Consider the following 22,022-nt stretch of genomic DNA (forward strand, 5'->3'; position numbering starts at 1 on the left):
AGACTAAACTTCAATGGGGACAATTCTGGTATGCCACGACGACATATTCTCACCGAGCGACAGCGCTCGGCACTCTTCGACTTGCCAACCGACGAATTGTTGCTGCTCAGGCATTACACACTGGCCGACGACGATCTGGAACATATCCGTGAACGGCGTAGACCGGAAAATCGGCTCGGGTTCGCTTTACAGCTCTGCGCCCTTCGTTATCCCGGTCGTGCGCTGACACCCGGCGAGCTGATCCCGCAAGAAGTTCTGTCCTTCATCGGAGCGCAACTCGGAGTTCCGGCCGATGCGCTTCTCACTTACGCCACTCGCCGCCAAACTCGTCAGCAGCATATGGAAGCCTTGCGCGAGATTTACGGTTACAAGGCGTTCGCAGGCCGTGGCGCCCGCGATTTGCGAGACTGGCTTTTCGATCAGGCCGAAGATGCCAGGTCCAACGAAGATCTGGCGCAGCGCTTCGTCTCGCAATGCAGGAAAATGGTGACGATCCTGCCAGCGGTGTCCACGATAGAGCGCCTGTGCGCGGATGCTCTCGTTGCCGCCGAGCGACGCATCGAGACACGAATTGCCGACCGGCTCGACCTTGATGCGCGTGAGCGCCTGGACGGGCTTCTGACTGAAATGGTGAACGGAAATATCAGCCGCTTCATCTGGCTTCGCCAGTTCGAGGTCGGCAGCAATTCCGCGTCAGCGAACCGCTTGCTTGATCGGCTGGAGCTCCTGCGCGGTCTGAAGATCGATCCTCAGATCCTCGTGGGTATCCCGCCACACCGCATCGCGCGCCTGTGTCGGCAAGGCGAGCGCTATTTCACTGACGGGCTGCGCGATATCAGCTCTGATCGAAGGTGGGCGATCCTCGCCGTTTGCGCCGTCGAATGGGAAGCGGCAATTGCCGACGCCATCGTCGAGACCCACGACCGCATCGTCGGGAAAACCTGGCGGGAAGCCAAACGACTTCATGACGAGCGGATTGCCAGTTCCAAAGCGGCCGTCACTGATACGCTTCGCGCTTTCACGGCGTTGGGAGCCTCATTGCTGGAAGCCCGCGACGATGGCGTTCCGCTGGAAAATGTATTGGCGCGATCAGCTGAATGGCATCAACTTGAACAATTGGTCGCGGCAGGGACGCAGCTTACCAGCACGTTGGCAGACGAGCCACTCGCTCATGTAGGACAAGGTTATCATCGCTTCCGTCGATATGCTTCAAGGATGTTACGATGCCTGAGGCTCAAGGCCGCGCCGGTAGCCGAACCATTGATTGTAGCTGCGAAAGCCATCGGTGAAACGCGTGCGCCGACACCAACCAGTGTGTCCTTCTTGCGACCGAATTCGAAATGGCATCGTCATCTCCGCGCGCAAGATGGGAATGACAACCGCTTATGGGAGGTTGCGGTCCTCTTCCATCTTCGCGATGCTTTCCGATCGGGTGACATATGGCTCGATCATTCCCGCCGATACGGTGATCTCAAGCAGGTCCTTGTACCGTTAACCTCGGCGCAGGCAAACGCCAAGCTGGCAGTTCCCATTGATCCTCAAGCCTGGCTGACAGATCGCAAAGCCCGTCTTGCGGACGGTTTGAAGCGGCTGGCGCGTGCCGCTCGGGATGGGACTATTCCCCATGGCAGCATCGAAGATGGAACGCTGCGCATCGATCGGCTCACCGCGGACGTTCCCGAAAACGCAGAGGAGCTTGTTCTCGATCTTTATCGTCGAATGCCGGCGGCGCGGATCACGGACATCTTGCTGAAGGTTGATAAGGCGATTGGCTTCTCCGACACCTTCTCCCATCTGAGAACCGGAGCGCCATGCGCCGACCGGGTCGGCTTGCTGAACGTCCTTCTCGCCGAAGGACTAAATCTTGGCCTCCGAAAAATGGCGGAAGCTTCAAACACACATGATTACTGGCAGCTCTCGCGCCTCGCCCGCTGGCATGTCGAGAGCGAGGCTATGGACCAGGCGCTGGCAATGGTGGTGACCGCGCAGGGGAAGCTTCCGATGTCCCGGTTCTGGGGCACGGGCACGACTGCATCAAGCGATGGTCAGTTCTTCCCGTCGGCCCGGCAGGGCGAGGCCATGAACATGGTCAACGCCAAATACGGCAATGAACCCGGGCTGAAAGCCTACACCCACGTCAATGACCAGTTCGCGCCGTTTGCGTCACAGACGATTCCCGCAACGGTCAGCGAAGCACCGTACATCCTCGACGGCTTGCTGATGAATGAGGCAGGTCGGCAGGTTAGAGAGCAATATGCCGATACGGCCGGCTTTACCGATCACCTCTTCGGCATCAGCGCCATGCTTGGCTATCGCCTCATCCTGCGTATTCGTGATTTACCATCGAAACGGCTCTACGTGTTCGCCCCCGCAGCAACGCCGAAGGATTTACGCGGCCTGGTCGGCGGCAAAATCCGGGAAGAGTTGATCGTCGCAAATTGGCCTGATCTATTCCGGTGCGCCGCCACGATGGCTGCCGGCAAGATCAGGCCGAGCCAGTTGCTCCGGAAACTGGCGTCCTATCCCCGACAGAACGATTTGGCGGCGGCTCTGCGCGAGATCGGACGCGTCGAGCGCACTCTCTTTATTATAGAGTGGATTCTCGACACCGATATGCAGCGGCGCGCCCAGATCGGCCTCAACAAGGGCGAGGCTCATCATGCACTCAAGAATGCCTTGCGCATTGGCAGGCAGGGTGAAATCCGGGATCGAACCACGGAGGGGCAGCATTACCGGATCGCCGGGCTGAACCTGCTCACGGCGATCATCATTTACTGGAACACCGTCCATCTCAGCCACGCCGTGGTCGAACGACGAAACGAGGGCCTTGATGTCCCGCCCGAGCTCTTAGCCCATATCTCTCCTCTGGGCTGGGCGCACATCCTGCTCACCGGCGAATATCTCTGGCCCACGGAGGCAAGCGCTTAGGGTGTCATTCCGCCCCGAGCCGGAACCGACCCCCTGTTGCCGTTCTCGGCCGCGCCGCGTGTCGCCAGTGTCGTCATGGGCGAAAGGCCGTGGCAGGCCGGTATGAGCCTCATGGCGTTCGGCAGCCCGGAAGCATGGCAGCGGGTGGCGTCGGCCGACCAGCTCATTGAGGCGAACAGGGACTCGGTAGCGGCTTGTTGGGAGGCCGCGCGCACGTCCGGAGGATCAGCGTTGCACCATCACCGTGAAAGCGACGGAATGATCGGCGTTTTCACTCGGCAAACAAGTGTAGAGATCACTTAGGCTCCAAGTCACCGTTCGATTAACTGACCATCATCCGTTAGATACATACCATCTGATAGGTAAACTAGCCCATCTTCGTCGGCGGCATCGGAAAGCTCCGCCCATATCTCAGCCATATCCGACAGTTCCAAGCCGAGGGCATTTGCCAAGGATTGCCCTCCTTGCTCGATTTGGGTTTGGCTCAAGCCAGTAAATTCGACGTAGCGCCTGCCATGGAGGTCGCTTGCATGTCGGGCCGACGCCCCAAATGCGGAAAAGATGCTGGCCGCATGTTCGATGAGGCGTTCTTGATTTGGATATGGGGCTTTACTTCTGTCGTCTTCTCCGGCTGTCGCTGTCATAACAGTATAGGATGCTTGGAACCGAACTATTCTCAGAAGCACAAAACTATCTGACGACAAGCAGTATTGAGCCTGACTAGAATCAAATTTGTCCGACGAAGAAATTGTAGCCACAGGGTTTTCTCTTACGTTGCTGCACCTCTGCAAATGCAGGTGGGTGAGTTTTGTCTCGCTCGCTTGCAACAGCGCCTAGCGTCCCTTGTCGGAAAGGTGTCCATCGGGCGATATCCACAGACCATCCGAAAGATAGGCGTCGTCGCGGCCGTCTCCCCCGATCGCGTTATACAACGCATCCGTACGGTGTCCTAGAATAGGGCTGGCGCTCCTCCGGCTAGGTTTTCGATCTGAAATCGAGACGGCCATTTCGAAGAGGCGCTGTTCGGGATCGGAGCGATTGGTGCGTAAGAGGCGGCCGGCAGGATCAATCAACTCTCCTAACCGAGATGGATCAGATATCGAGGAGCGAACGGCTTCATGATCGTGCCCCAGGCTGACGAGATGTTGCGTTAGCCGCCCGAGCGCGCTCCTGGTTTCTTCTTCTGACGGCTCAAAGTCCTTTGTGATCACACGCAAGATTTTACCGCTCTGACCATCAAAAACGACTTGTCCTGCCTGCGATAGGTCGAACCGGCATGTCATGCCGCGAAAAGATTGCAATCCAGAAAGCACCGCAAGAATGCGCGAAAGCGAGGTGTTAATCGGCCAGTTCTCACGTTCGAAGAGCAAGGGTTTGTCGCTCTTCTGTTCAACTACGATCCAGGATCGGTGGTGAGAGGAAGCGAATGTGAGCCGCCCTGCCAGGAATTCGGGCCAAACAGCGGCCATGATCATAACGGCTTCTTGGACCCCGATGTACTGGTCTTCAGTCCATGAGCGGAGCTGCCGAACGAGCGGCCGCTTTTGATGATAATCTAGCGCCGCAGCGGTCAGAATATCGAAATTCGAAGCGACTCCTTGATTGTTACGGTGTTTTTCGAGCCAATTTTGCTCACTGTCGGCTCGATCTCTCATAAGAAGACGACGAGAGACGCCTATAACGTCCTGATTTGATCCGCCGTTGGCGAATTCTTCAATTATGAGCGGATTTCGAAACCCATCCGGAAGCGTGGTAATATAGCTGTTTTCCGGGTTATCCTCATCTTCATATGGAATGCCGAAGTGGCTTCGGAGGTAATTCTCGGCAACCTCATTCGACCGCTTCTTGCGTTCCTCCGGTGTTAGGTCTTGCTCGTCATCATCCCAGAATTCCTCACTATCCTGGTCGTCCTCTTCACCGTGTATTTCATATAATGGCTCGTAGATCGCCTGAAACGGACTGCCGCCAAAACTTGCCAGAAGACCTCTTGGTCGAACGAGAGCCCAAGTAGGGCCATGCGAACCATTCCCGTTCGAAGGCGAGGAATCACAAATTAGCAGTCCTATCCAATCCGCATGACGGAGATAGACCTTTATTACTTCTACGACATCGTTGGTCGTCATATGTCGTGCGTTGACGACATGCAGAAATATTTCGAAGAAAACGCGCTCTTGCACTTCGGACATGTGCCATGGGACGCGATCACCTTTCAAGCGATCCCATTCGGCAACAAACCTGTCCGATATCTCCTTGGCGACGGAAAATATTTCGTCATCACTCATGATCGCCCCTCTCACTAGCTGCCGCTACTTCTCGGCGCGGCCGTATTCGTATTGTTGTCGGATCAGACCAGAGCCGCTTGCGGATCGAGCGGCTTTCCCTTGAAGGGCGCGACGTTGATCTCCCCTTCCCGCTTGCGGGCTTGGGCAATGTCATAGCTGTTCTGCATCCGCATGAGCGTATCCATCGACACGCCGAAAGCCTTTTCGACCCGGAGCGCCATTTCCGGCGAAAGGTGCGCGCGCTCGTTCAGCACGGCCGACAACGCCGCCCTCGTAACACCGAGAACTTGCGCGGCGCTCGTGACCGAAAGGCCAAGCGGCTCGATGATCTCACTTTTGACGAAGCCGCCGGGGTGGGCGGGATTTTTCATACGGATGCCCTGCATCGCACTCATAGCCACCTCCTAGTGGTAATCTTCATAGTCGAGGTCGATGATCTCGATTTCGGTTTGGTCGATCCGGAACGTGATCCGCCAGTTCTTGGTGACGAACAGGCTCCAGGTGCCTTTTCGATCGCCGGTGAGCTGATGGGCCTTCCAGCTCGGGACCGTGCGCAGCTCGTCTTCCCGCTCCATATCTTGGAGGAAGGTGGCGATGCGACGGACTTTCGGCACTACGGCCACCTCCAAGTCGGTGGCGTCATCATCTTCGATGAAGCGGCGTAACCCCTTATGGACCACGTTTCGGATTCTCATGTGCCGTCACTATCAAGCTAAACGTATAGTGTCAAGCGACGCTATACAGTTCATCACCTCATAGCCTTGTCGCGCAAGTCCTAAAACCCGCGACACATCGGCCGCCCCCGGAAAATCAGGGCTTTTCGTGTCGCATGTCTTTGTCGCAAGTGGTAGAAAACTTGCGACATGATTTGCGACAGGGGGAAGCCGTGAGCAGCCGACCAGATTCCGACGCCGGCCGCGTGTTCATCGGCTATGCCCGCGTTTCGACTCGCGGCCAGGACCTCGATGCGCAGCGGGCCGCCCTGGGTGCGGCCGGCTGCGTCCGCATCTTCGAGGAAAAGGCTTCCGGGGCGAAGCGGGATCGGCCCGAGCTGGCGCGGATGCTCGACCATCTGCGTGCCGGCGACGTGGTGACGATCACCAGGCTAGACCGCCTCGCCCGATCGACCGGCGACCTTCTGGCGATCGCGGAGCGGATCAAGGAGGCCGGCGCTGGCCTGCGTTCGCTGGCCGAGCCGTGGGCCGATACCACGACGCCGGCGGGGCGCATGGTGTTGACCGTGTTCGCCGGCATCGCGGATTTCGAGCGCAGCTTGATCGTGGAGCGCACGAGCGCCGGCCGGATCGCGGCGAAAGCCCGAGGCGTGAAGTTCGGCCCCTCCCCTGCCCTGTCGGCCGAGCAGATCGCCCATGCCCGCCAGCTTATCCATGACGACAAGAAGCCGGTGGCGGAAGTCGCCCGGCTCTTGGGCGTGCATCGTGCCACGCTCTACCGGGCGCTTGAGAACGCATTGACGTGAATACGCATTGACGTAACCACGTTTAGTTGCCGGCCCTAGAAGTAGTGCCTTTCGCGGTTCCTTCCGCAAGGGATTGCAGAATCGGGCGAGTTCGTCCTTACTGCTAAGAATGAAGCGCGACTCGGAAAGGATTCGGAAGGACGTTGCCGCCCATCGGGCGCGGCAGCTTGCGGCCGGCCGTATCGCGCTGACCACGTATGTTCCGACTGATCTTCTCGCCCAAATCGACAAGATCAAGGAGCAGCGGGGCGTGCTTGGCCGCGCGCCGATCATCGAGGAAGCATTGAGGCTCTATATCGAAGCGAAGCAAGGGACATAACGGCAAAACGCCCGACCGCGCCAACGGTCGAGCGTTTTTGTAGGCCGTCAGACACACCGTAGAGACGGGGCCAAAGCTCTCCCCTTATCTACGCTACAGCACTCCAATCCGCAAGATTGATTCTTGCGGAAACAGGAAAGCCGTGCCTGCCGTCCGCGCCGTCATGTCCTTCAAATGGAAGGACGACAGGCATGTTGAGGACGCAGATCGCGGCCGCGATCGGCTGCGCGCGCGCAAGCGCGCTTGATGAGATCATGCGGGAGGTATGGACGCGCTACAGCGCCGGCCAGCTCACCGAGGAAGACGCCGGGCAGCTCTCCACGCTCGCCCATGAGCGCCGCGAGGCGTGGCGGGGATCGGGACAGGCCGGGCTTGGCCTGGTCATGCCCCCGGCCGAGCGATGCCCGACGCCAGTTCGCCGGCATAGTCATATCCGGGGCCGATCGGAGGGCCGGATATGGCGGCCGACGACGCGCAAGGACGTTCAGGCAATCTTGAAGGCGGCCGAAATCTACAATGAGGCCGGCTTGCACGAGAAGGGCGAGCGAAGCGGCCCGCTAGGATCGGTGGCGCTCGACGTGCTGCGGCTGTTCGTCAATCTCATAGACTTCCGCACCGGCCGGTTAGAGCCGTCAATCACCACGATCATGGATCGGCTAGGCCGGTCGCGCGATACGATCGTGCGGGCGCTGAAGAACCTGCGGGCGCATGGTTTCATCGACTGGCTGCGGCGCTACGAGCCGACCGGCAACGAGGGGCGCGGCCCACAGGTCCAGCAGACGAGCAACGCCTATCGCCTGTCCTTGCCGGAAAAGGCCCGTCAGTTTCTCGGCAGGTTCGGCAAGGCCCCGCCCCCGCCTGCTGATCATGGACAGGATCAGCAGGCATGGAGCGAGGCAATCGACGCCTACAAGACCACCCTGCCCCTCGATGAGCGGACGCAGCTCGACACCGGCGATAGCCCGCTCGGTAAGGCCCTCGTGATGCTGGCAAAGAGTGTGATGAAACGTGAGTCCGATAACCAGACTGAATCCCCATCTGATCTTTATCTAAGAGGGCAAACATAAGCGGTCGCCGCTGTTCGGGCTGCTTGCGCAGCCCTGCGGCGGTTCCGATCCGCGTATAAGGCGGATCGGGAGGCGGCACCCTCACAGCAAAACCGCCACGTTCGCGCCGGCGGCAACCGTCCTACGGGCTTTCGAGAGGGAGCGAGGGGCAAGGGCGGGGCTTAATATTTGCTGTATTGCCAGCAATAAGGCATTTAAGCAAAAATTCTTGCCGTCAATGCGGTTTGCTGCTATGCCAGCAATATGAAAACAATCGCCATAGTCAGCCAAAAAGGCGGGGCTGGAAAAACCACCCTCGCCTTGCACCTTGCTACGGCCGCCGAGGCGGCCGGGCTTCCCGCCGCTATCATCGACCTTGACCCCCAGGCAAGCGCCGCCGGATGGGGCGATAGCCGACAAGGTGAGGCCCCGGTTGTCGTCGCGCTTCCTCACACTCGTTTGCCGCAAGGCTTGCAGGCCGCGACCGATGGCGGGGCCGAGCTGGTCGTGATCGACACCGCGCCGCACTCGGAAGCGGCCGCAATGGCGGCAACGCGATCGTCCGACATGGTGTTGATCCCGTGCCGAGCCGGAATCCTCGATCTTCGCGCGATCGGAAGCACGGCCGAGCTGGTGAAACTCGCCCAAAAGCCGGCCTTTGTCGTTTTGAACGCCGTGCCGCCGCGTGCCACGCAGCTTCTGGCCGATGCGCGGGAAGCCGTTCAGGTTCACGGCTTGGAGGTTGCCCCCGTCGCCTTCCAGCAGCGGGCGGCTTTCGGACATGCGCTCACGGCCGGCAAAACCGCTCCGGAGTATGAGCCGGCCGGCAAAGCCAGCGAGGAAGTGTCCGAATTGCTGACCTGGCTTAGAGGCCAATTGCTGATTTGACGGCAAGCTGTATTGCCAGCAATAAGGCATAATGGTATTGCTGGCAAACTGGCAGTTTGATGGGATAAAACCATGTCGAAAAGACCGAGTTTAGCCGCGAGCATGAAGGCCGTGGGCGCGCAGACCACGCCGCCTGTTGCGCCTATCGCGGAATCCGCCCCCGCGCCGACCCCGGATCGTGCCGAGGGTAAGCGTTACCATGCCGCCACGCGGGCCGGAATGAAGCGGGTGACAGTCGTGGTCGAGCCGGAGGAACATCGCCGGGTTAAGCGGCTGTCAGCCGACACCGACCGCTCCATTGAAGACCTCATGCGCGAGGCGCTTGCTGACTTGCTGGCAAAACATAGTGCTTGATTGCCAGCAAAGCGGCGATGCGGTAAGGGCCTTGAAGTGTAACGCTATGTGTCATACATTCAGGGGCGAGGAAGTCGCGTGAGGGTTTTCAAAAACAGCCGGTTTCACAAGTTTGCCCGAAAGGAGAAAATCTCTGACGCGATGCTTTGTGAGGCTGTAGAGCGGGCTGAGCGCGGCCAGATCGACGCCGATCTAGGGGCCGGCCTTATCAAGCAACGAGTAGCGCGGCCCGGCGCTGGAAAGTCTGGCGGCTTCCGAACGCTGGTTTTCTTCCGCGCGGAGACGAGGGCGGTTTTCGCGTTCGGGTTTGCCAAGAGCGATATGGCGAACCTTGATGATGCGGAAGAAGCCTACTTGAAGAAGGCCGCAAAGCTGGTCTTGGGGTTTGCAGATGCGCAGATGGACGCGGAAGTTGCTGCGGGTCGAATGTTCGAGGTGAATTGCGATGAGCAAGACTTACAAGAGTGAAGCTCTGGCGGCCGTCCATGAGATGATGGAAGGCTTCTATGAGTCCGGCGCGATCGACAAGCAGACGATGCGCGAATTTGACGAGGGGTGTCTGACAACCGTTGAGCCGCTGACCCCCGAGGAAATCCGTTCTATTCGTGAGCGTGAGCGTATCTCGCAGCCTGTCTTTGCCCGCTATCTCAACGTGAGTAAGGGGCTGGTGTCAGATTGGGAACGTGGGGTGAAGAAGCCCGGCGGCCCGGCGCTGCGGCTGCTGACCGTTATTCAGAAAAGGGGCCTTGAGGCGATTGCCTGATTGCTGGCAAGTTGGCAAACAAGCAATTTGGCAAGTTGTCTGCCTGCATCCCGCCCCCGGCCGTCCCTACGGCCCTAGATGATGAGAGCGGGACGGCCGGGGGCTAGCGTCGCGGGTGTGGCCTGGTTGAGCGATGCCGGCGAGCAGCCGGCCCCGGCCCGGAGGGAACGCGCTCCCACATAGCGCCGAAGTGACCGGAGGGCCGCAAGAGAGAAGCCCCGGTGCGTCAGCGCCGGGACCGCTTTTCCCATCTGGCCGGCTCGGGCAGGGGGGCTTCGCGCTTTTCGCGCAGTAGGGCTTTCATTTCTTCCATCGAAATACCCGGTCGGGAATCATCGGCCGCCACCTGTATGCGGCGCTTGAGTAGTTCCCGGCGCAGATCGGCATGGGGTGCCAGCTCCTTATGCTCGCCCAGGATCACGAACACGGCTTCGGACGGATCAAGGAACGTGTCCTGTTCGATCAGATCGAGCAGCCACAGGGCCAGCGACGGCGGCAGATAGGCTTCAAACCGCAAGCCGCCCTTGGCGGCCTGGTCACGGAGCTGCTTGGCCTGTTCAACGGCATGGGCCTTGTCGGCGGGATCGGGCCATTCGGGCGCATCGGTGTCGGTCATGGTTTCATCCTTTATGCTTGGTCGAACAGCCCCCGGAATTCTGCATCGGCGTAATAGGCGAGCTTGCCGGCGACGATCGGCCGTTGCCCGGCGAGGAACAGCAATTCGACATGCTGCGGCAGGTTGCGGACCTCATCGGGGGTCAGCAGCGGCCGGGCCGTGTGTTGCTCGCCATAGGAGAGGCCGGATTTTTCGGAATCGAGCGCCCGGCTCATGGTCTGGAACACCACGGTTTCCTGCCCGAGCAGATCGGAGACGAGGCGGGCGCTGTCGTGATCGTTGACACCGAACACCTGTAGGACGCCGGCGTTTGACAGGAAGGTTCCGGCGCGTTGCCCGTAGGTGGCGCGGAGCTGGTGAACGTCTTGCAGGATCGGCCAGAGCTGGACGCCATAGCCGGCCATGAGGCCCATTGCGCGCTCGACGGGGGCGAGGTGGCCGAGGGCGGCGAACTCATCCAGCAGGTAGAGGACCGGCACGGCCGGCTTGGCGGGGTCGCGCGCCATGTCGGTCAGGCTTTGCGCGACGAGCAGACGCAGCCAGCGGGAATAGGTGGCGAGGCGATCGGGCGGCAGGACGAGGAACACCGAGGCGTTGCGGCGCTTGAGATTGGCAAAGCGGAAATCGGATCGGCCGAGGACCGCGACCATGCGGGGGCTGTCGAGGAAATGGGTATGGCGCTGCGCGGCCGAGAGGACGCCGGCCGCTTCCCGGTCGGATTTGCCGAGGTGGCGGTTTGCGGCGCGGGCGATCAGGCCGCCGGCGGCCGTTGACGCCTGCATGTCCTTCAGGAGCGCCGCGAAGGCTTCAGGGGCGAGGGTGAGAGCTTCGCGCAGGGTAGCGAGGTTTCGCCTGTCGCGCGGCTCGCTGGCGGCAATATGGAGGATCAGGCCGGCAATGAGCGCCTTGGCTTCCTCGTTCCAATGCGCCTCGCCGGCCATGCCCGGTTCATCGAACACGAGGGCGTCGGCCAAGGTGCTTGCATCTTCCGCGACATCGAGGCCGGCCGGGTCGAGCTGGTCGAGAGGATTGAAGGCGGCCGAGGGCTGGCCGGTGACGCCGAAGGGGTCGAGGACGTGGACCGGGCCGAAGGTCTGGCGGGCGTGGCCGGCGATCTTGGCATTTTCGCCCTTGGGGTCGATGCAGATCACGGAGCGGTCGGCCGTGAGCAGGTTAGGGATGATGGTTCCCACCCCTTTGCCGGTGCGCGTCGGGGCCATCGTCAGCAGGTGGGCCGGGCCGTCATAGCGCAGGAGCTTTCCCGTTTTGCCGTCGCGGCCGATCAGCAGGCCGGAATCGGCGCGGGCAAGGGCGGCGGTTTCCTTGTCGGTGGCGAAGCGGGCCGAGCCGTGGGTTTCGCCGTCCATATCCCCGAAATGGATAATCAGCGGATTGGTGACGAGCCGGAAGGTGATCGCGGCCAGCACCAGCAGCGTGACGAGATCGAGCGCGATGAAGGGAACCGAGCCGGGGCCGAAGCCCATTTGTTCGAGGAAGAACCGGCCGCCGAAGCCGACCACGAACAGGGTTATGATGAGGATGAACAGAAGCCCGAGAAGCGGTTTCCAGATGCGGAAGGGCAGGGCGAGCAGGGATAGGAACGCCCATAGCGGATCACGCGCAGCCTGCCGCATCATGTTCTTGAACGCGGCCCAGGCTAACGTCGCCTGATTCATGAGGCGGCCCCCCCGGCGCTGTCTGTTGTCTCCCTGGCCGGCGCGTTGGCGATCAGATCGGCAAAGAGTTCCTTATCGCCAGGGCGCGTCAGGAAGTCGGGCAGCTCGCGCTTGAGCCATTCGCGGAGGCGTCGGGAAAATTCCTCATCCTTGCCGCTTTCGAGGCGATGCAGAACGAGCGCGCCGAGCAGCACCTTGCGGCGGGTATCGTTGGCGCGCTCCTGTTTGCCGAGCCGGGCCTTGAGCGTGGCGCGCTGCGCATCCAGCTCGGCCAACCGCTGTTCGATCGTCTTGCGCGCCATGTGTCGTTTCCTTCTATCTAGCGGGGCGAGGGGTTGGCCCGCCCTTGAGGCGAACCATGATAATTTTCGGATTTTCGCCAATGCGCTCGACCTCGACAATGCCCGACGCCTCGACCAGATCGGAGAGGCGGGGAAAGCCATAGTTACGGGCGTCGAAATCCGGCGATTGTTTCGCCAGGTGCGCGCCGACGCGGGCCAGATTGGCGCGGCCGTCTTCGTCGGCCGAGGCGGTGACAGCTTTCGCCAGCATGTCGAGGGCAGCGCGATCGAGTGCCGCTTTCGCCGGTGCAGGCTTGGCGGCGGCCGCTTTAGGCGCGGTGACGGCTTCCGCTTCCTTCTGTTCCCCGGCCGTGTTGAGCACGTCGAAATAGACGAACTTGTCGCAAGCGGTGATGAAGGGGCGGGGCGTCTTGCGCTCCCCGAACCCATAGACGATGACGCCTTGCTCACGGATGCGCGCGGCCAGGCGGGCAAAGTCGCTATCACTTGAGACGATGCAGAAACCGGAGAAGCGGCCGGTATAGAGCAAGTCCATCGCGTCGATAATCATCGCGCCGTCCGTTGCGTTCTTCCCGGTCGTATAGGCGAATTGCTGGACCGGCTGAATCGAGTGTTCCAGCAGGCACTCTTTCCAGCCGTTGAGGTTCGGCTTGGTCCAATCGCCATAGATGCGCTTGACGCTGGCGGTGCCATAGTTGGCGATCTCAGCCAGCAGCCCGGTTATGATTTTCGGGGTGGCATTATCGCCGTCGATCAGCAACGCAAGTGTTCCGGCGCTGTCTATTGCCATCGGTCTGCACTCCCATTTGAGCCGAAGTCTATCCGATGCAAGCAGCGTCACCAAACACGATTATGCGCTACCTTGAATTTTTGGCAGCTTTGCAGCACAATCAGGGCCTCAGTTCATCGCATCGACCTTGCCGCAAGCGCCACACCGAGCGACGAAAGAGCGTAGCGATTGAGTTGAGAAGGGCGCACTTACGACTTGCTTCGCAAGTCAGTTGCGCCGATCGCAGATCGGAAAAGGGCAGGCAGCGTTTGGCAATCTATCATGCGAGCATGAAACCGGTATCGCGGGCCAGCGGCAGAAGCGCCGTTGCCTCTGCTGCCTATCGTGCCGGCGAGCGCCTGACGAACGAACGCGATGGCCTCACGCATGACTTCACCCGCAAGCAGGGCGTTGAGCATGTGGAAATCGTGTTGCCCGAGGGTGTGAGTGCCGAATGGGCGAAGGACCGCCAGGCGCTTTGGAACGCAGCGGAGTTTGCCGAAAATCGGAAAGACGCGCGTGTCGCTCGTGAGATCGAGATCGGGCTACCGCACGAGCTGACAGCCGAGCAGCGGCTAGAGCTAACGCGGGCGTTCGCCCAGGATTTGGCGAACCGCTATGGCGGGGCGGTCGATTTCGCGATCCATTCGCCGCATTCGGCGAGCGACGTTCGGAATTATCACGCGCACCTTTTGATGACGACGCGCCAGGTCACAGAGGAACGGCTTGGCGAGAAAACGCATATCGAGTGGAAGAATGTGCGTCTGTTGAACGAGGGGTTGCCGACGACGCAAATGCAGCTCCGCGATATCAGACAGTCGTGGGAGCAGCATGCGAACGAGCATTTGGCAAAGGCCGGTCTCGATGTGCGGATTGATCATCGCTCGCATCAGGAGCGCGGACTTGAGCTTGAGCCGACCGAGCATATGGGCGTGCATGCCACGCAGATGCAGCGGCGCGGCCTCGACGTGTCGCGCACCCGGCTTGATGCGGAAGCGGCGCAGCGGAATGCGGAGCTGATCCGGGAGAAGCCGGAACAGGTTCTTGCGATCGTCACGAACGAAAAGAGCGTGTTCGATCGGCACGACATTGCGCGGACACTGCATCGCTACATCAACGACGACGCGCAGACGTTCCAGAATGCCTTTGCGACCGTCATGGCTTCGCCTGCGCTGGTGGAGTTGCAGGGCGAGCGAATGAGCCCCGAGACAGGCGAGATCGAGCTTGCGCGATATTCGACCCGCGAAATGGTCGGGATCGAATCCGGCATGGCGATGAGCGCGACAAGGCTGCACGAGGCGCAGACCCATGGCGTCGATCGGCAGCATGTCGGCCGCGCGATCGACGCCCAAGACGCTGCCATTCGTCAGAGCGCTGGCGATCTTTCGGCACGGCTATCGGACGAGCAGCGGCGCGCGATCGAGCATATCACCGGGCCGGAACAGATCGCGGCGGTTGTCGGCTATGCTGGCGCAGGCAAGAGCACGATGCTCGCGGCGGCGCGCGAAGCATGGGAGGCGCATGGCTACACGGTTCACGGCGCGGCCCTGTCGGGTAAGGCGGCCGAGGGATTGGAGGAATCCTCCGGCATCCAGAGCCGCACGCTCGCGTCGTATGAATATCGCTGGCAGAACGACCGCGGCACACTCGGCCGCGGCGACGTGTTCGTGATCGACGAGGCGGGCATGATCGGGAGCCGGCAGCTCTCCCGGTTCATCAACGAGGCCGAGGCGCGGGGGGCGAAGATCGTCCTCGTCGGCGATCATGAGCAGCTCCAGGCGATCGGGGCCGGCGCACCGTTCCGCGCCATCGCCGAGCAAATCGGCCATGCCGAGCTTTCGGAGATTCGCCGGCAGCGCGTGGACTGGCAGCGGGAGGCGTCGGTTGACTTCGCCACCCATCGGACGGCCGAGGGCCTGGCCGCCTACCGGGATAACGGGAGCATCCGGCTTAGCGAAACGCGGGACGAGGCGCGCGGCGAGATCGTGCGCGACTACCTTGCCGATCGCGACGAACGGCCGGAGGGCACGCGCGTTGCGATGGCACATCGCCGTGCCGATGTTCGCGCCATCAATGACGAAATCAGATCGGCCCTGCAGGAGCGCGGCGAGCTGGCGAAGAGCAGTGTGCCCGGTGAGGGCTCGGACGCTGGTGGACTGACCTTCCAGACCAATGACGGCAAGCGCGAGTTCGCGCCGGGCGACCGTATCGTGTTCCTGGAGAACAATCGCGGCCTTGGCGTCAAGAACGGGATGCTTGGCACGGTCGAGAGCGTCGAGGCTGGCCGGATCGTCGCGCAGCTCGACGGTCCCGGAGGAAAGGGCAGGGGCGACAGTATCAGCGTGCCGACGAACGACTATCGGGCTTTCGACCATGGCTATGCGACGACGATTCACAAGAACCAGGGCGCGACAGTGGACCGCGCCTTTGTGATGGCGTCGGGCACGATGGACAGGCATCTGACCTATGTCGCCATGACCCGGCATCGCGACGGCGCGCAGCTCTATGCCGGCATGGATGAGTTTGCCGACCGTAACGCCGGTCGTTTGGTCGATCATGGGGCCGCGCCCTATCAGCACGACCCGAAGAACCGCGACAGCTATTTCGTGACGCTGGAAAACGATCGCGGCCAGAAACATACGATTTGGGGTGTGGACCTTGAGCGCGCCATGAAAGAGGCCGCGCCAGAGATCGGGGACAAGATCGGCCTTGAGCATCGCGGATCGGAGACGGTGCGTCTTCCAGACGGGACTACGGCCGAGCGCAATGCGTGGAAGGTGCATGAAGGCGGCGAGCTGGCCTACGCCCAACTTGAAAACCGGCTCAGCCGGTCGGGCGTGAAGGAAACGACGCTCGATTATACCCGCGACTTTGCCGAGCGGCGCGGGATCGCAGAGCAGATGGGGGTTCGCAGCGAGATCGAGCTACGTCCGGACAGAGAGCCGACGCAGGAGCAAACCCGGGCCGATCGTCAATCGCAGCGGCCGAGCATCGAGGCCGAAAATAGGGGCGAGGATCCACACCGGGTTTCTTCGCTGTCCAAGGATCTCGCCCAGGATCGTATTCAGGAACATGGGGACGATCAGCAGCAGCGCCCGCGCCGAGGCATGTTCGAGGGCTTGAAACTCGGGCGGAGCGCGGCGGCTGAAGGGCCGCAGCAGGACCGCGTCGCGCCGGCCCAGGAGCGGCCAGAGAGAGACGAGACTCCCCGGCGCTCCATGTTCGACGGCCTGAAGCTCAATGCCGTCTCAACCGGCCAGGCGCAGCCGGAAAGAGTGGAGAGCGTGCGAGAGGTGCCCGCGCCCGACCGGCAGGCAGACCGCTTGCGGCGGCCGTCCGACATGGAGCGCGCCATAGACCGCTATGCGCGGGCCTATGACGCGGCCGAGCGAAATCACAGTGAGGGCTTGCCCGTACTCGAAACGCAGAAGCAGGAATTGCGGCAGGCCGGCCAGCAGCTCGACCAGGCGCGGCCGGGAGCGTCGGCGCTGATGGTGTCCGCCTTGCAGCATGACCCCGAGACGCGGGCTGCCATGCAGGAGCTTTCCGGCCGCGAGCGTGTCGGCCAACTCAGCGCCGGCATGGACCGGGAGCGCGCCGCACTGGCGGACCCGAACGTCAGGGCCGAACGGTTCGTGCAGCGCTGGCAGGAGCTACAGGGCGAACGCCAGGAGCTTCGCGGTTGGCAGCACGACGAGGCGCGCGGGAAGGTCGAGGGGCAAATGCGCGGCATGACAAAGAACCTTGAGCGCGATCCGCAGGTTGAATCGATCCTGCGCAATCGCAGCCAGGACCTCGGAATCGGTCATGTGCGGCAGAGTGAAAGCCTCGCCCGCAACATGGAGCAGAGCCTTGCACGCGGCCGGAGCCAGGGCCTTGGGATGGAACGATAGGAGACGCCATGACGGACGAGAGCGAGGGTACAGAACCAGACGAGCAGGACGCAGGCAGCGACCCGGCCCAGGCTTTCGATACGTTGCGGCGATCTGTCGAGAAGCTGACGCGCGACGTTGGCGGCGAAATGACCGTCATCCGCAAGGGGGTGGAAGCGGCGTTCGAGGAATTCGAGAAAATCCAGCAGCCGCCCGATTACGGCCCGGAGCTTGGCCGTATGGTCAAGCAGGTTACCGCCGTTGGACAGGCCCTTGAAGCCTTGCAGAAGTCGCCGGCGCTCAGGAATGGCCCCGATCATTACGCCCGCGCGCTCGAGAACGCCGGCGACCGGATTTCGGAGGGTGCTGGGCGCACGATCGAGGCTCGAGGACAAGCCCTCGAGCGCGTGACCGGCGATCTTCGCGAGTTCGTCAGGGCCGCCCGCCTTCGTCGGGAACAGGATTGGTGGCTTTGGGGCGTGGGAGCGGCCGGCCTGGTCGCCGGCGTGCTGTTGACGTTGTTCCTTCCGCGCGTTCTGCCCGGATCGGTCGATATGGCCGTAGCCTCGATCGCCATGAATGCCGACCGCTGGAATGCGGGAATCTCGCTCATGCAGTCGGGAAGCCCAGGAGGCTGGCGCAACCTGGTTGAGGCCAGCAATCTTGTGCGCGCCAATCAGGAGACGCTTGCGGCGTGCGCAGAGGCGGCCGCCAAGGCGAAGAAAGAACAACGTTGCACGGTCACCATGGCAGTGCCTCAGTAGCCTTGGCGCTAGTTCGAGCTGCGTCCGATATTTACGGAATCTATGTGATTTTAGCCGGATTCTTCTGCGGGATGATTTGTATGTCAACGGCGGAGACAAAACCGGCCACGTGGCGGCGCAAAAGTAGGCCAGTGGCGGGGCACTAAGCGCCATGGCGCGTGCGCTCCCCAAATAGCTGGCACGTGCCATGGCGCATTGGCCCGGAGGGCCAATTCTGTTAGGTGTGATCAGGTGGCGGATCGGGCCTTTCGAGCGCGGCTTTGGCTGAGGCGATAGCTGTCGCCGTTCATCTCGAGAATGTTTACGTGGTGTGTCAGTCTGTCGAGGAGAGCGCCGGTCAGGCGTTCGGTGCCGAAGGTTTCGGTCCATTCGTCGAAGGGCAGATTGCTGGTGATCAGCGTGGACCCGCGCTCATGACCACATAAGAGATCATCAGCCCCAGCACCATTGGCACCAGAACGCCCGAGGCGATGTGGAAGAACCACCCCAGCATCAGCGCCAGCATGACGCCCAGCGTGATGTTCAAAAGGGCCGGTGGTGCGGCGGTCGGCGTGGGCTGTGTCATGACGATCCCGAAGCTCTGTCCCTATCGGGTTAGAAGGAACCGAAGGCTGTGCCAAGCACGATCACGGCCACAAGGGCAACAAGCGCGCTGACAATGGCGGCCATGACGATGTCCAGATAGCTTTCGCGATGCGTGCAGCCACAGACCGCAAGCATCGTGACCACCGCGCCATTATGCGGCAAGCTGTCCAGCGTACCCGAGGCGATCACGGCCACCCGGTGCATCAGCGCAGGGTCCAGCCCTGTGTCTGACGCGATCTGCATGAAGGTGGGGCCAAGGGCCTGCAGCGCAATGGTCATCCCGCCCGAAGCCGATCCGGTCAACGCGGCAAGGATGTTCGTCGCTACCGCCAGTGACACGAGCGGCCCGCCTCCGATGCCCAGAACCCAGTCCCGCACCATCTCGAACGCAGGCAGGGCCGCCACGACCGCGCCGAACCCCACAAGGCTTGCCACGCTCATGATCGGAAGTACTGCGGCCGTCGCGCCCGAGTCGATGCTTTCGCGCAGATTGCGAAAGCGGCGCCGGTTCATGGCAACCAGCACGATGCAGGCGACCAGAAGCGCAAGCGCCACCGACCAGACCCCGCCGACAGCCGACAGGGTGGTTTCGCCCCATGCGGGCTGCGAGAGGAAATCGAAATCCATGCTGGGCAGCACGAACTGCGTCAGGATCAGGTTGACCACGACAACCAGAACCAGCGGCAGAATGGCCAGGCCGATCGGTGGCCGCCCGCCCCAGGATCCGGCGCGGCTGATCTCGGCAGGGTCAAACTCGCGTGCGGTGCTGGCCAGCTCGCGCGAGACGGCGGAGCCTTTTTCGGCCGCGCCATAACCCTCGCCCCGCGCCTTGGCCTGACGTTCGCGGAAGGAAAGCCAGCCCAGGCCGATGGCCGCCATGATGATGCTGGCTATGATGCCAAGCCCAGGTGCGGCAAAGGGGGTGGTACCAAAGAACGGCATCGGAATCGCGTTCTGGATCGCAGGCGTTCCCGGCATGGCTGACATGGTGAAGGTCGAGGTTCCAAGCGCGAGTGCCGCCGGAAGCAGCCTGCGCGGCACGCTTCCCGCCTTGAACAGCGCCTGCCCCATTGGCGCCAGAACGAAGAACGCCACAAACAGGCTGACACCGCCATAGGTGACCATCGCGCCCGCAGCCACCACGGCAAGGATCGCCCGCGAGGGGCCGAGCCGGCGCGTCATGTAATCGGCGATCGCTGAAACCGATCCGCTGTCGTCCATCAGCTTGCCGAACAATGCGCCCAGCAGGAAAAGCGGAAAGAACTGCGCCACAAACCCCGCCGCCGCAGGCATGAAGGTCTGCGTCCAGTGCGCCAGCATCGGCTGACCGGAAAAAAGCGCCGCCACCGCAGCAGCCAAAGGCGCCAGCAGCAGGATTGTCCAACTGCGGAACGCAAGCACCATGATCAGGGCAAGGCCCAACAGAATACCCAGCAGACCCAGCATGTCAGAGCTCGTCCGCCAGCGCGTCGATATCGAAGGTCGAACGCACCCCGATGTCCTGAATATGGGTGCGGCCGAAATCCTCGGCGGCGCGGCGCCCTTCGTCGAAGAGCATCTTCAGGAAGTCCCATTCGGCATTCAGCTTCGAGGAATGTCCAAGGTCCACCATGATGTCCGAGGTGATGCGATGCAGGCGCATCTCTTTCCAGTACCGCGCCTCGCCATTGCCGGGGTCGATGACACGGCGCAGCAGCGCCATCATCCGCAACTCTTTCAGTAGCTGGGCGTTGAAAGAGATCTCGTTCAGGCGGCTTGCGATCTCGCGCGCGGTGCGCGGCGTCTCGCGCCGCTCGACCGGGTTGATCTGCACCAGAACGGTATCGAGGCTTTCACATTCACGCACGAGCGGCGTCATCGTCGGGTTGCCCGCATAGCCGCCGTCCCAATAGGGCACGCCGTCGATCTCGATGGCCTGGAACATCGATGGCAGGCAGGCCGAGGCGAGCAGCACATCGGCCGTCACCTCATGCTTGCGGAACACCCTGCCTTGCCCGGTGTGCACATTGGTTGCCGTGATGAACAGCTTGACCGGCCCGGTCGCCAGCGCGTCGAAATCGATCAGGTCTGTCAGGATGTCGCGCAGCGGGTTCCCTGCCGCCCCACCCAGCGAATAGGGCGAGATCAGCCGCGCCATCAGATCCATGGCGATGAAGGCGGGCGAGTTGTCCAGCGTCCATTTGCCCGTCAGGACCTCCAGCGGCCCGCGCTTGAACGGGCTGAAGCGCGCGGCATCGGCCGTCCGGCGCCAGAAGGCGGTCAGCATCTCACGCGCGGTCTGCCGCCCGCCGGTGGCCATGCCGGCCGCCAGGATTGCCGCGTTCATGGCGCCGGCCGAGGTGCCGGAAATGCCATCGATCTCGAACCAGTCTTCCTCGAGGATGCGGTCCAGAACGCCCCATGTAAACGCCCCATGCGAACCGCCCCCCTGCAAGGCGAGGTCGATGGGAAGGGTTTTTCGCGTCTGCGATTTCGGGTTGCTGGCCATTTCGGCGCCTTTCAGTCAATTCATTGCAAGAAAATGGCGCCCGAAGCCGGGCGCCCTAGGGGATCAGGCGGCGGGCACCGCTTGCCCGCGAAGCCTCCACGCCATCGCACCAAGGGCCGCGCCAATGGCGATGAGGTCGAGCCCCAGCATCAGCCCGATCAGCCACAGCGCAGTGACCGGCATCGCGGCAAAAAGCACAAGCGACAGCACGACCGAGAGCACCCCGCTGGCAAAAACCCAAAGCCAGTTGGGCAAGGGACGGATCGTCAATGCGAAGACAACCTTCGACATCCCCTCGATCATGAAGAAGATGATCAGCAGAAGCGACAGCAGCAGCATCCCCTGCGCGATGTTGCGCAAGAGCAGAATGCCCAGCAACACACCAAGTATGGCCGAGATGATCTGCAGCCAGAAGTTCGGCGTATGGCGTGCGCTGATCAGGCCGATGGCCTGAATGATGCCGCTGGCGATCAGCAGCCAGCCGAACACCACGACGGCAGCAGCCGAAGAAAAGGCCGGGAAGACGATGGCGACGATCCCCGCGACGACCAGCAGCGCCGCCTGTACCAGGTGGAAGGTCGAATGGCGGCGCACCGCATCGCGCGCGGCTTCGCGGTAGGTCTGTGCAGCGGCGGCAAGACTGATCGGCATGGCATTGACTTCCTTGTTCAACAGGGTGCTTCCCGCCGGGCAGCGGGTGTTGCCTTCCCCGACCCGCAGGGCCGGATATGGATCAAAATTGGCACAGGACCGTGAAGCCCATGCCAGACAATCAATTTTTCATCGCCATGATGCGGTCGTGTCGCGAATGTGGTGGAAATTGGCGAGCAGCGCGCTCCGAGCATGTAACGTTGGCTCCGGTCAGGCCGCGAGGTCAAGAGACATCGGCA

23 protein-coding genes and 1 pseudogene are annotated in these 22,022 nt (G+C 61.9%); 11 read left to right on the plus strand and 13 right to left on the minus strand.

Annotated elements, in window-relative coordinates:
* Nucleotides 1–30 precede the first annotated feature (30 nt).
* Both FHS81_RS16505 and FHS81_RS16510 read left to right on the plus strand, forming a co-directional pair.
* Nucleotides 31–2,928, plus strand: a complete 2,898-nt coding sequence (locus tag FHS81_RS16505; RefSeq protein ID WP_075657592.1) for a Tn3 family transposase — start codon at nt 31–33, stop codon at nt 2,926–2,928.
* 36 nt (nt 2,929–2,964) lie between these two features.
* Nucleotides 2,965–3,231 (plus strand): DUF6118 family protein, encoded by a 267-nt coding sequence (locus tag FHS81_RS16510; RefSeq protein WP_183754662.1) that lies wholly within the window; start codon nt 2,965–2,967, stop codon nt 3,229–3,231.
* Nucleotides 3,232–3,239: 8 nt separating this feature from the next.
* Here the strand turns inward: FHS81_RS16510 and FHS81_RS16515 are convergent, their stop codons facing one another.
* From FHS81_RS16515 to FHS81_RS16530, 4 genes are all read right to left on the minus strand, one after another.
* A complete protein-coding gene (locus tag FHS81_RS16515) occupies nt 3,240–3,572 on the minus strand; it encodes a hypothetical protein (RefSeq protein ID WP_092938933.1) in 333 nt (110 codons plus the stop codon).
* A 189-nt stretch (nt 3,573–3,761) separates the two neighbouring features.
* Nucleotides 3,762–5,210, minus strand: a complete 1,449-nt coding sequence (locus tag FHS81_RS16520) for a hypothetical protein (protein ID WP_092938935.1) — start codon at nt 5,208–5,210, stop codon at nt 3,762–3,764.
* Nucleotides 5,211–5,272: 62 nt separating this feature from the next.
* A complete protein-coding gene (locus tag FHS81_RS16525) occupies nt 5,273–5,605 on the minus strand; it encodes a HigA family addiction module antitoxin (protein WP_092938937.1) in 333 nt (110 codons plus the stop codon).
* A gap of 9 nt (nt 5,606–5,614) precedes the next feature.
* Nucleotides 5,615–5,905, minus strand: a complete 291-nt coding sequence (locus tag FHS81_RS16530; protein ID WP_092938939.1) for a type II toxin-antitoxin system RelE/ParE family toxin — start codon at nt 5,903–5,905, stop codon at nt 5,615–5,617.
* Between the two features lie 224 nt (nt 5,906–6,129).
* On the opposite strand from FHS81_RS16530, the gene FHS81_RS16535 reads away from it, so the two are divergent.
* From FHS81_RS16535 to FHS81_RS16565, 7 genes are all read left to right on the plus strand, one after another.
* The gene (locus FHS81_RS16535) at nt 6,130–6,690 is read left to right on the plus strand and encodes a recombinase family protein (RefSeq protein ID WP_024899704.1); all 561 of its coding nucleotides are present in this window, start codon (nt 6,130–6,132) and stop codon (nt 6,688–6,690) included.
* A 109-nt stretch (nt 6,691–6,799) separates the two neighbouring features.
* On the plus strand, nt 6,800–7,009 hold the full coding sequence (locus FHS81_RS16540) for a ribbon-helix-helix protein, CopG family (protein WP_024899703.1): 210 nt from the start codon (nt 6,800–6,802) through the stop codon (nt 7,007–7,009).
* A gap of 191 nt (nt 7,010–7,200) precedes the next feature.
* Nucleotides 7,201–8,076 (plus strand): helix-turn-helix domain-containing protein, encoded by an 876-nt coding sequence (locus FHS81_RS16545; protein ID WP_030092364.1) that lies wholly within the window; start codon nt 7,201–7,203, stop codon nt 8,074–8,076.
* A 243-nt stretch (nt 8,077–8,319) separates the two neighbouring features.
* A complete protein-coding gene (locus tag FHS81_RS16550; RefSeq protein WP_030092365.1) occupies nt 8,320–8,943 on the plus strand; it encodes a nucleotide-binding protein in 624 nt (207 codons plus the stop codon).
* A 72-nt stretch (nt 8,944–9,015) separates the two neighbouring features.
* Nucleotides 9,016–9,297: a ribbon-helix-helix domain-containing protein gene (locus FHS81_RS16555; protein WP_037506114.1), complete on the plus strand. Its 282-nt coding sequence runs from the start codon at nt 9,016–9,018 to the stop codon at nt 9,295–9,297.
* A gap of 78 nt (nt 9,298–9,375) precedes the next feature.
* A complete protein-coding gene (locus FHS81_RS16560) occupies nt 9,376–9,765 on the plus strand; it encodes a type II toxin-antitoxin system RelE/ParE family toxin (RefSeq protein ID WP_019200205.1) in 390 nt (129 codons plus the stop codon).
* On the plus strand, nt 9,743–10,060 hold the full coding sequence (locus FHS81_RS16565) for a helix-turn-helix domain-containing protein (RefSeq protein WP_024899700.1): 318 nt from the start codon (nt 9,743–9,745) through the stop codon (nt 10,058–10,060). The genes FHS81_RS16560 and FHS81_RS16565 overlap by 23 nt, the downstream gene beginning before the upstream one ends.
* 226 nt (nt 10,061–10,286) lie before the next feature.
* Here FHS81_RS16565 and FHS81_RS16570 read toward each other — a convergent pair whose 3' ends face one another.
* From FHS81_RS16570 to FHS81_RS16585, 4 genes are read right to left on the minus strand one after another with little or no spacing between them, the layout of a single operon-like run.
* The gene (locus tag FHS81_RS16570; RefSeq protein ID WP_030092366.1) at nt 10,287–10,676 is read right to left on the minus strand and encodes a hypothetical protein; all 390 of its coding nucleotides are present in this window, start codon (nt 10,674–10,676) and stop codon (nt 10,287–10,289) included.
* Nucleotides 10,677–10,687: 11 nt separating this feature from the next.
* Nucleotides 10,688–12,352 (minus strand): type IV secretory system conjugative DNA transfer family protein, encoded by a 1,665-nt coding sequence (locus FHS81_RS16575; RefSeq protein WP_030092367.1) that lies wholly within the window; start codon nt 12,350–12,352, stop codon nt 10,688–10,690.
* The gene (locus FHS81_RS16580) at nt 12,349–12,654 is read right to left on the minus strand and encodes a hypothetical protein (protein WP_030092368.1); all 306 of its coding nucleotides are present in this window, start codon (nt 12,652–12,654) and stop codon (nt 12,349–12,351) included. The genes FHS81_RS16575 and FHS81_RS16580 overlap by 4 nt, the downstream gene beginning before the upstream one ends.
* 13 nt (nt 12,655–12,667) lie before the next feature.
* Entirely contained in the window at nt 12,668–13,444 is a 777-nt protein-coding gene (locus tag FHS81_RS16585) for an NYN domain-containing protein (RefSeq protein ID WP_030092369.1), read from the minus strand.
* A 248-nt stretch (nt 13,445–13,692) separates the two neighbouring features.
* Between FHS81_RS16585 and traA the strand changes: the two genes are divergently transcribed.
* Entirely contained in the window at nt 13,693–17,316 is a 3,624-nt protein-coding gene (gene traA, locus FHS81_RS16590) for a Ti-type conjugative transfer relaxase TraA (protein WP_100559808.1), read from the plus strand.
* An 8-nt stretch (nt 17,317–17,324) separates the two neighbouring features.
* Nucleotides 17,325–18,059, plus strand: coding sequence for a DUF6118 family protein (locus FHS81_RS16595; RefSeq protein WP_046797718.1), 735 nt, complete (start codon nt 17,325–17,327; stop codon nt 18,057–18,059).
* 227 nt (nt 18,060–18,286) lie between these two features.
* Here the strand turns inward: FHS81_RS16595 and FHS81_RS16600 are convergent.
* The 5 genes and pseudogenes from FHS81_RS16600 to FHS81_RS16620 form a co-directional block, all read right to left on the minus strand.
* A pseudogene (locus FHS81_RS16600) lies at nt 18,287–18,475 on the minus strand (ATP-binding protein); the annotation flags it as partial.
* Entirely contained in the window at nt 18,454–18,624 is a 171-nt protein-coding gene (locus FHS81_RS16605; protein ID WP_183754664.1) for a hypothetical protein, read from the minus strand. The gene FHS81_RS16605 and the pseudogene FHS81_RS16600, both read right to left, overlap by 22 nt.
* Before the next feature lie 29 nt (nt 18,625–18,653).
* Complete coding sequence (locus FHS81_RS16610) at nt 18,654–20,087, minus strand: GntP family permease (protein ID WP_035715066.1); 1,434 nt, start codon at nt 20,085–20,087, stop codon at nt 18,654–18,656.
* Nucleotides 20,088–20,091: 4 nt separating this feature from the next.
* Nucleotides 20,092–21,132, minus strand: a complete 1,041-nt coding sequence (locus tag FHS81_RS16615) for a patatin-like phospholipase family protein (RefSeq protein WP_035715050.1) — start codon at nt 21,130–21,132, stop codon at nt 20,092–20,094.
* Nucleotides 21,133–21,195: 63 nt separating this feature from the next.
* Nucleotides 21,196–21,783, minus strand: a complete 588-nt coding sequence (locus FHS81_RS16620) for an HdeD family acid-resistance protein (protein WP_100560239.1) — start codon at nt 21,781–21,783, stop codon at nt 21,196–21,198.
* Nucleotides 21,784–22,022 lie beyond the last annotated feature (239 nt).

This window comes from Pseudochelatococcus contaminans, from assembly GCF_014195635.1.
Taxonomy (GTDB): Bacteria; Pseudomonadota; Alphaproteobacteria; order Rhizobiales; family Beijerinckiaceae; genus Pseudochelatococcus; species Pseudochelatococcus contaminans.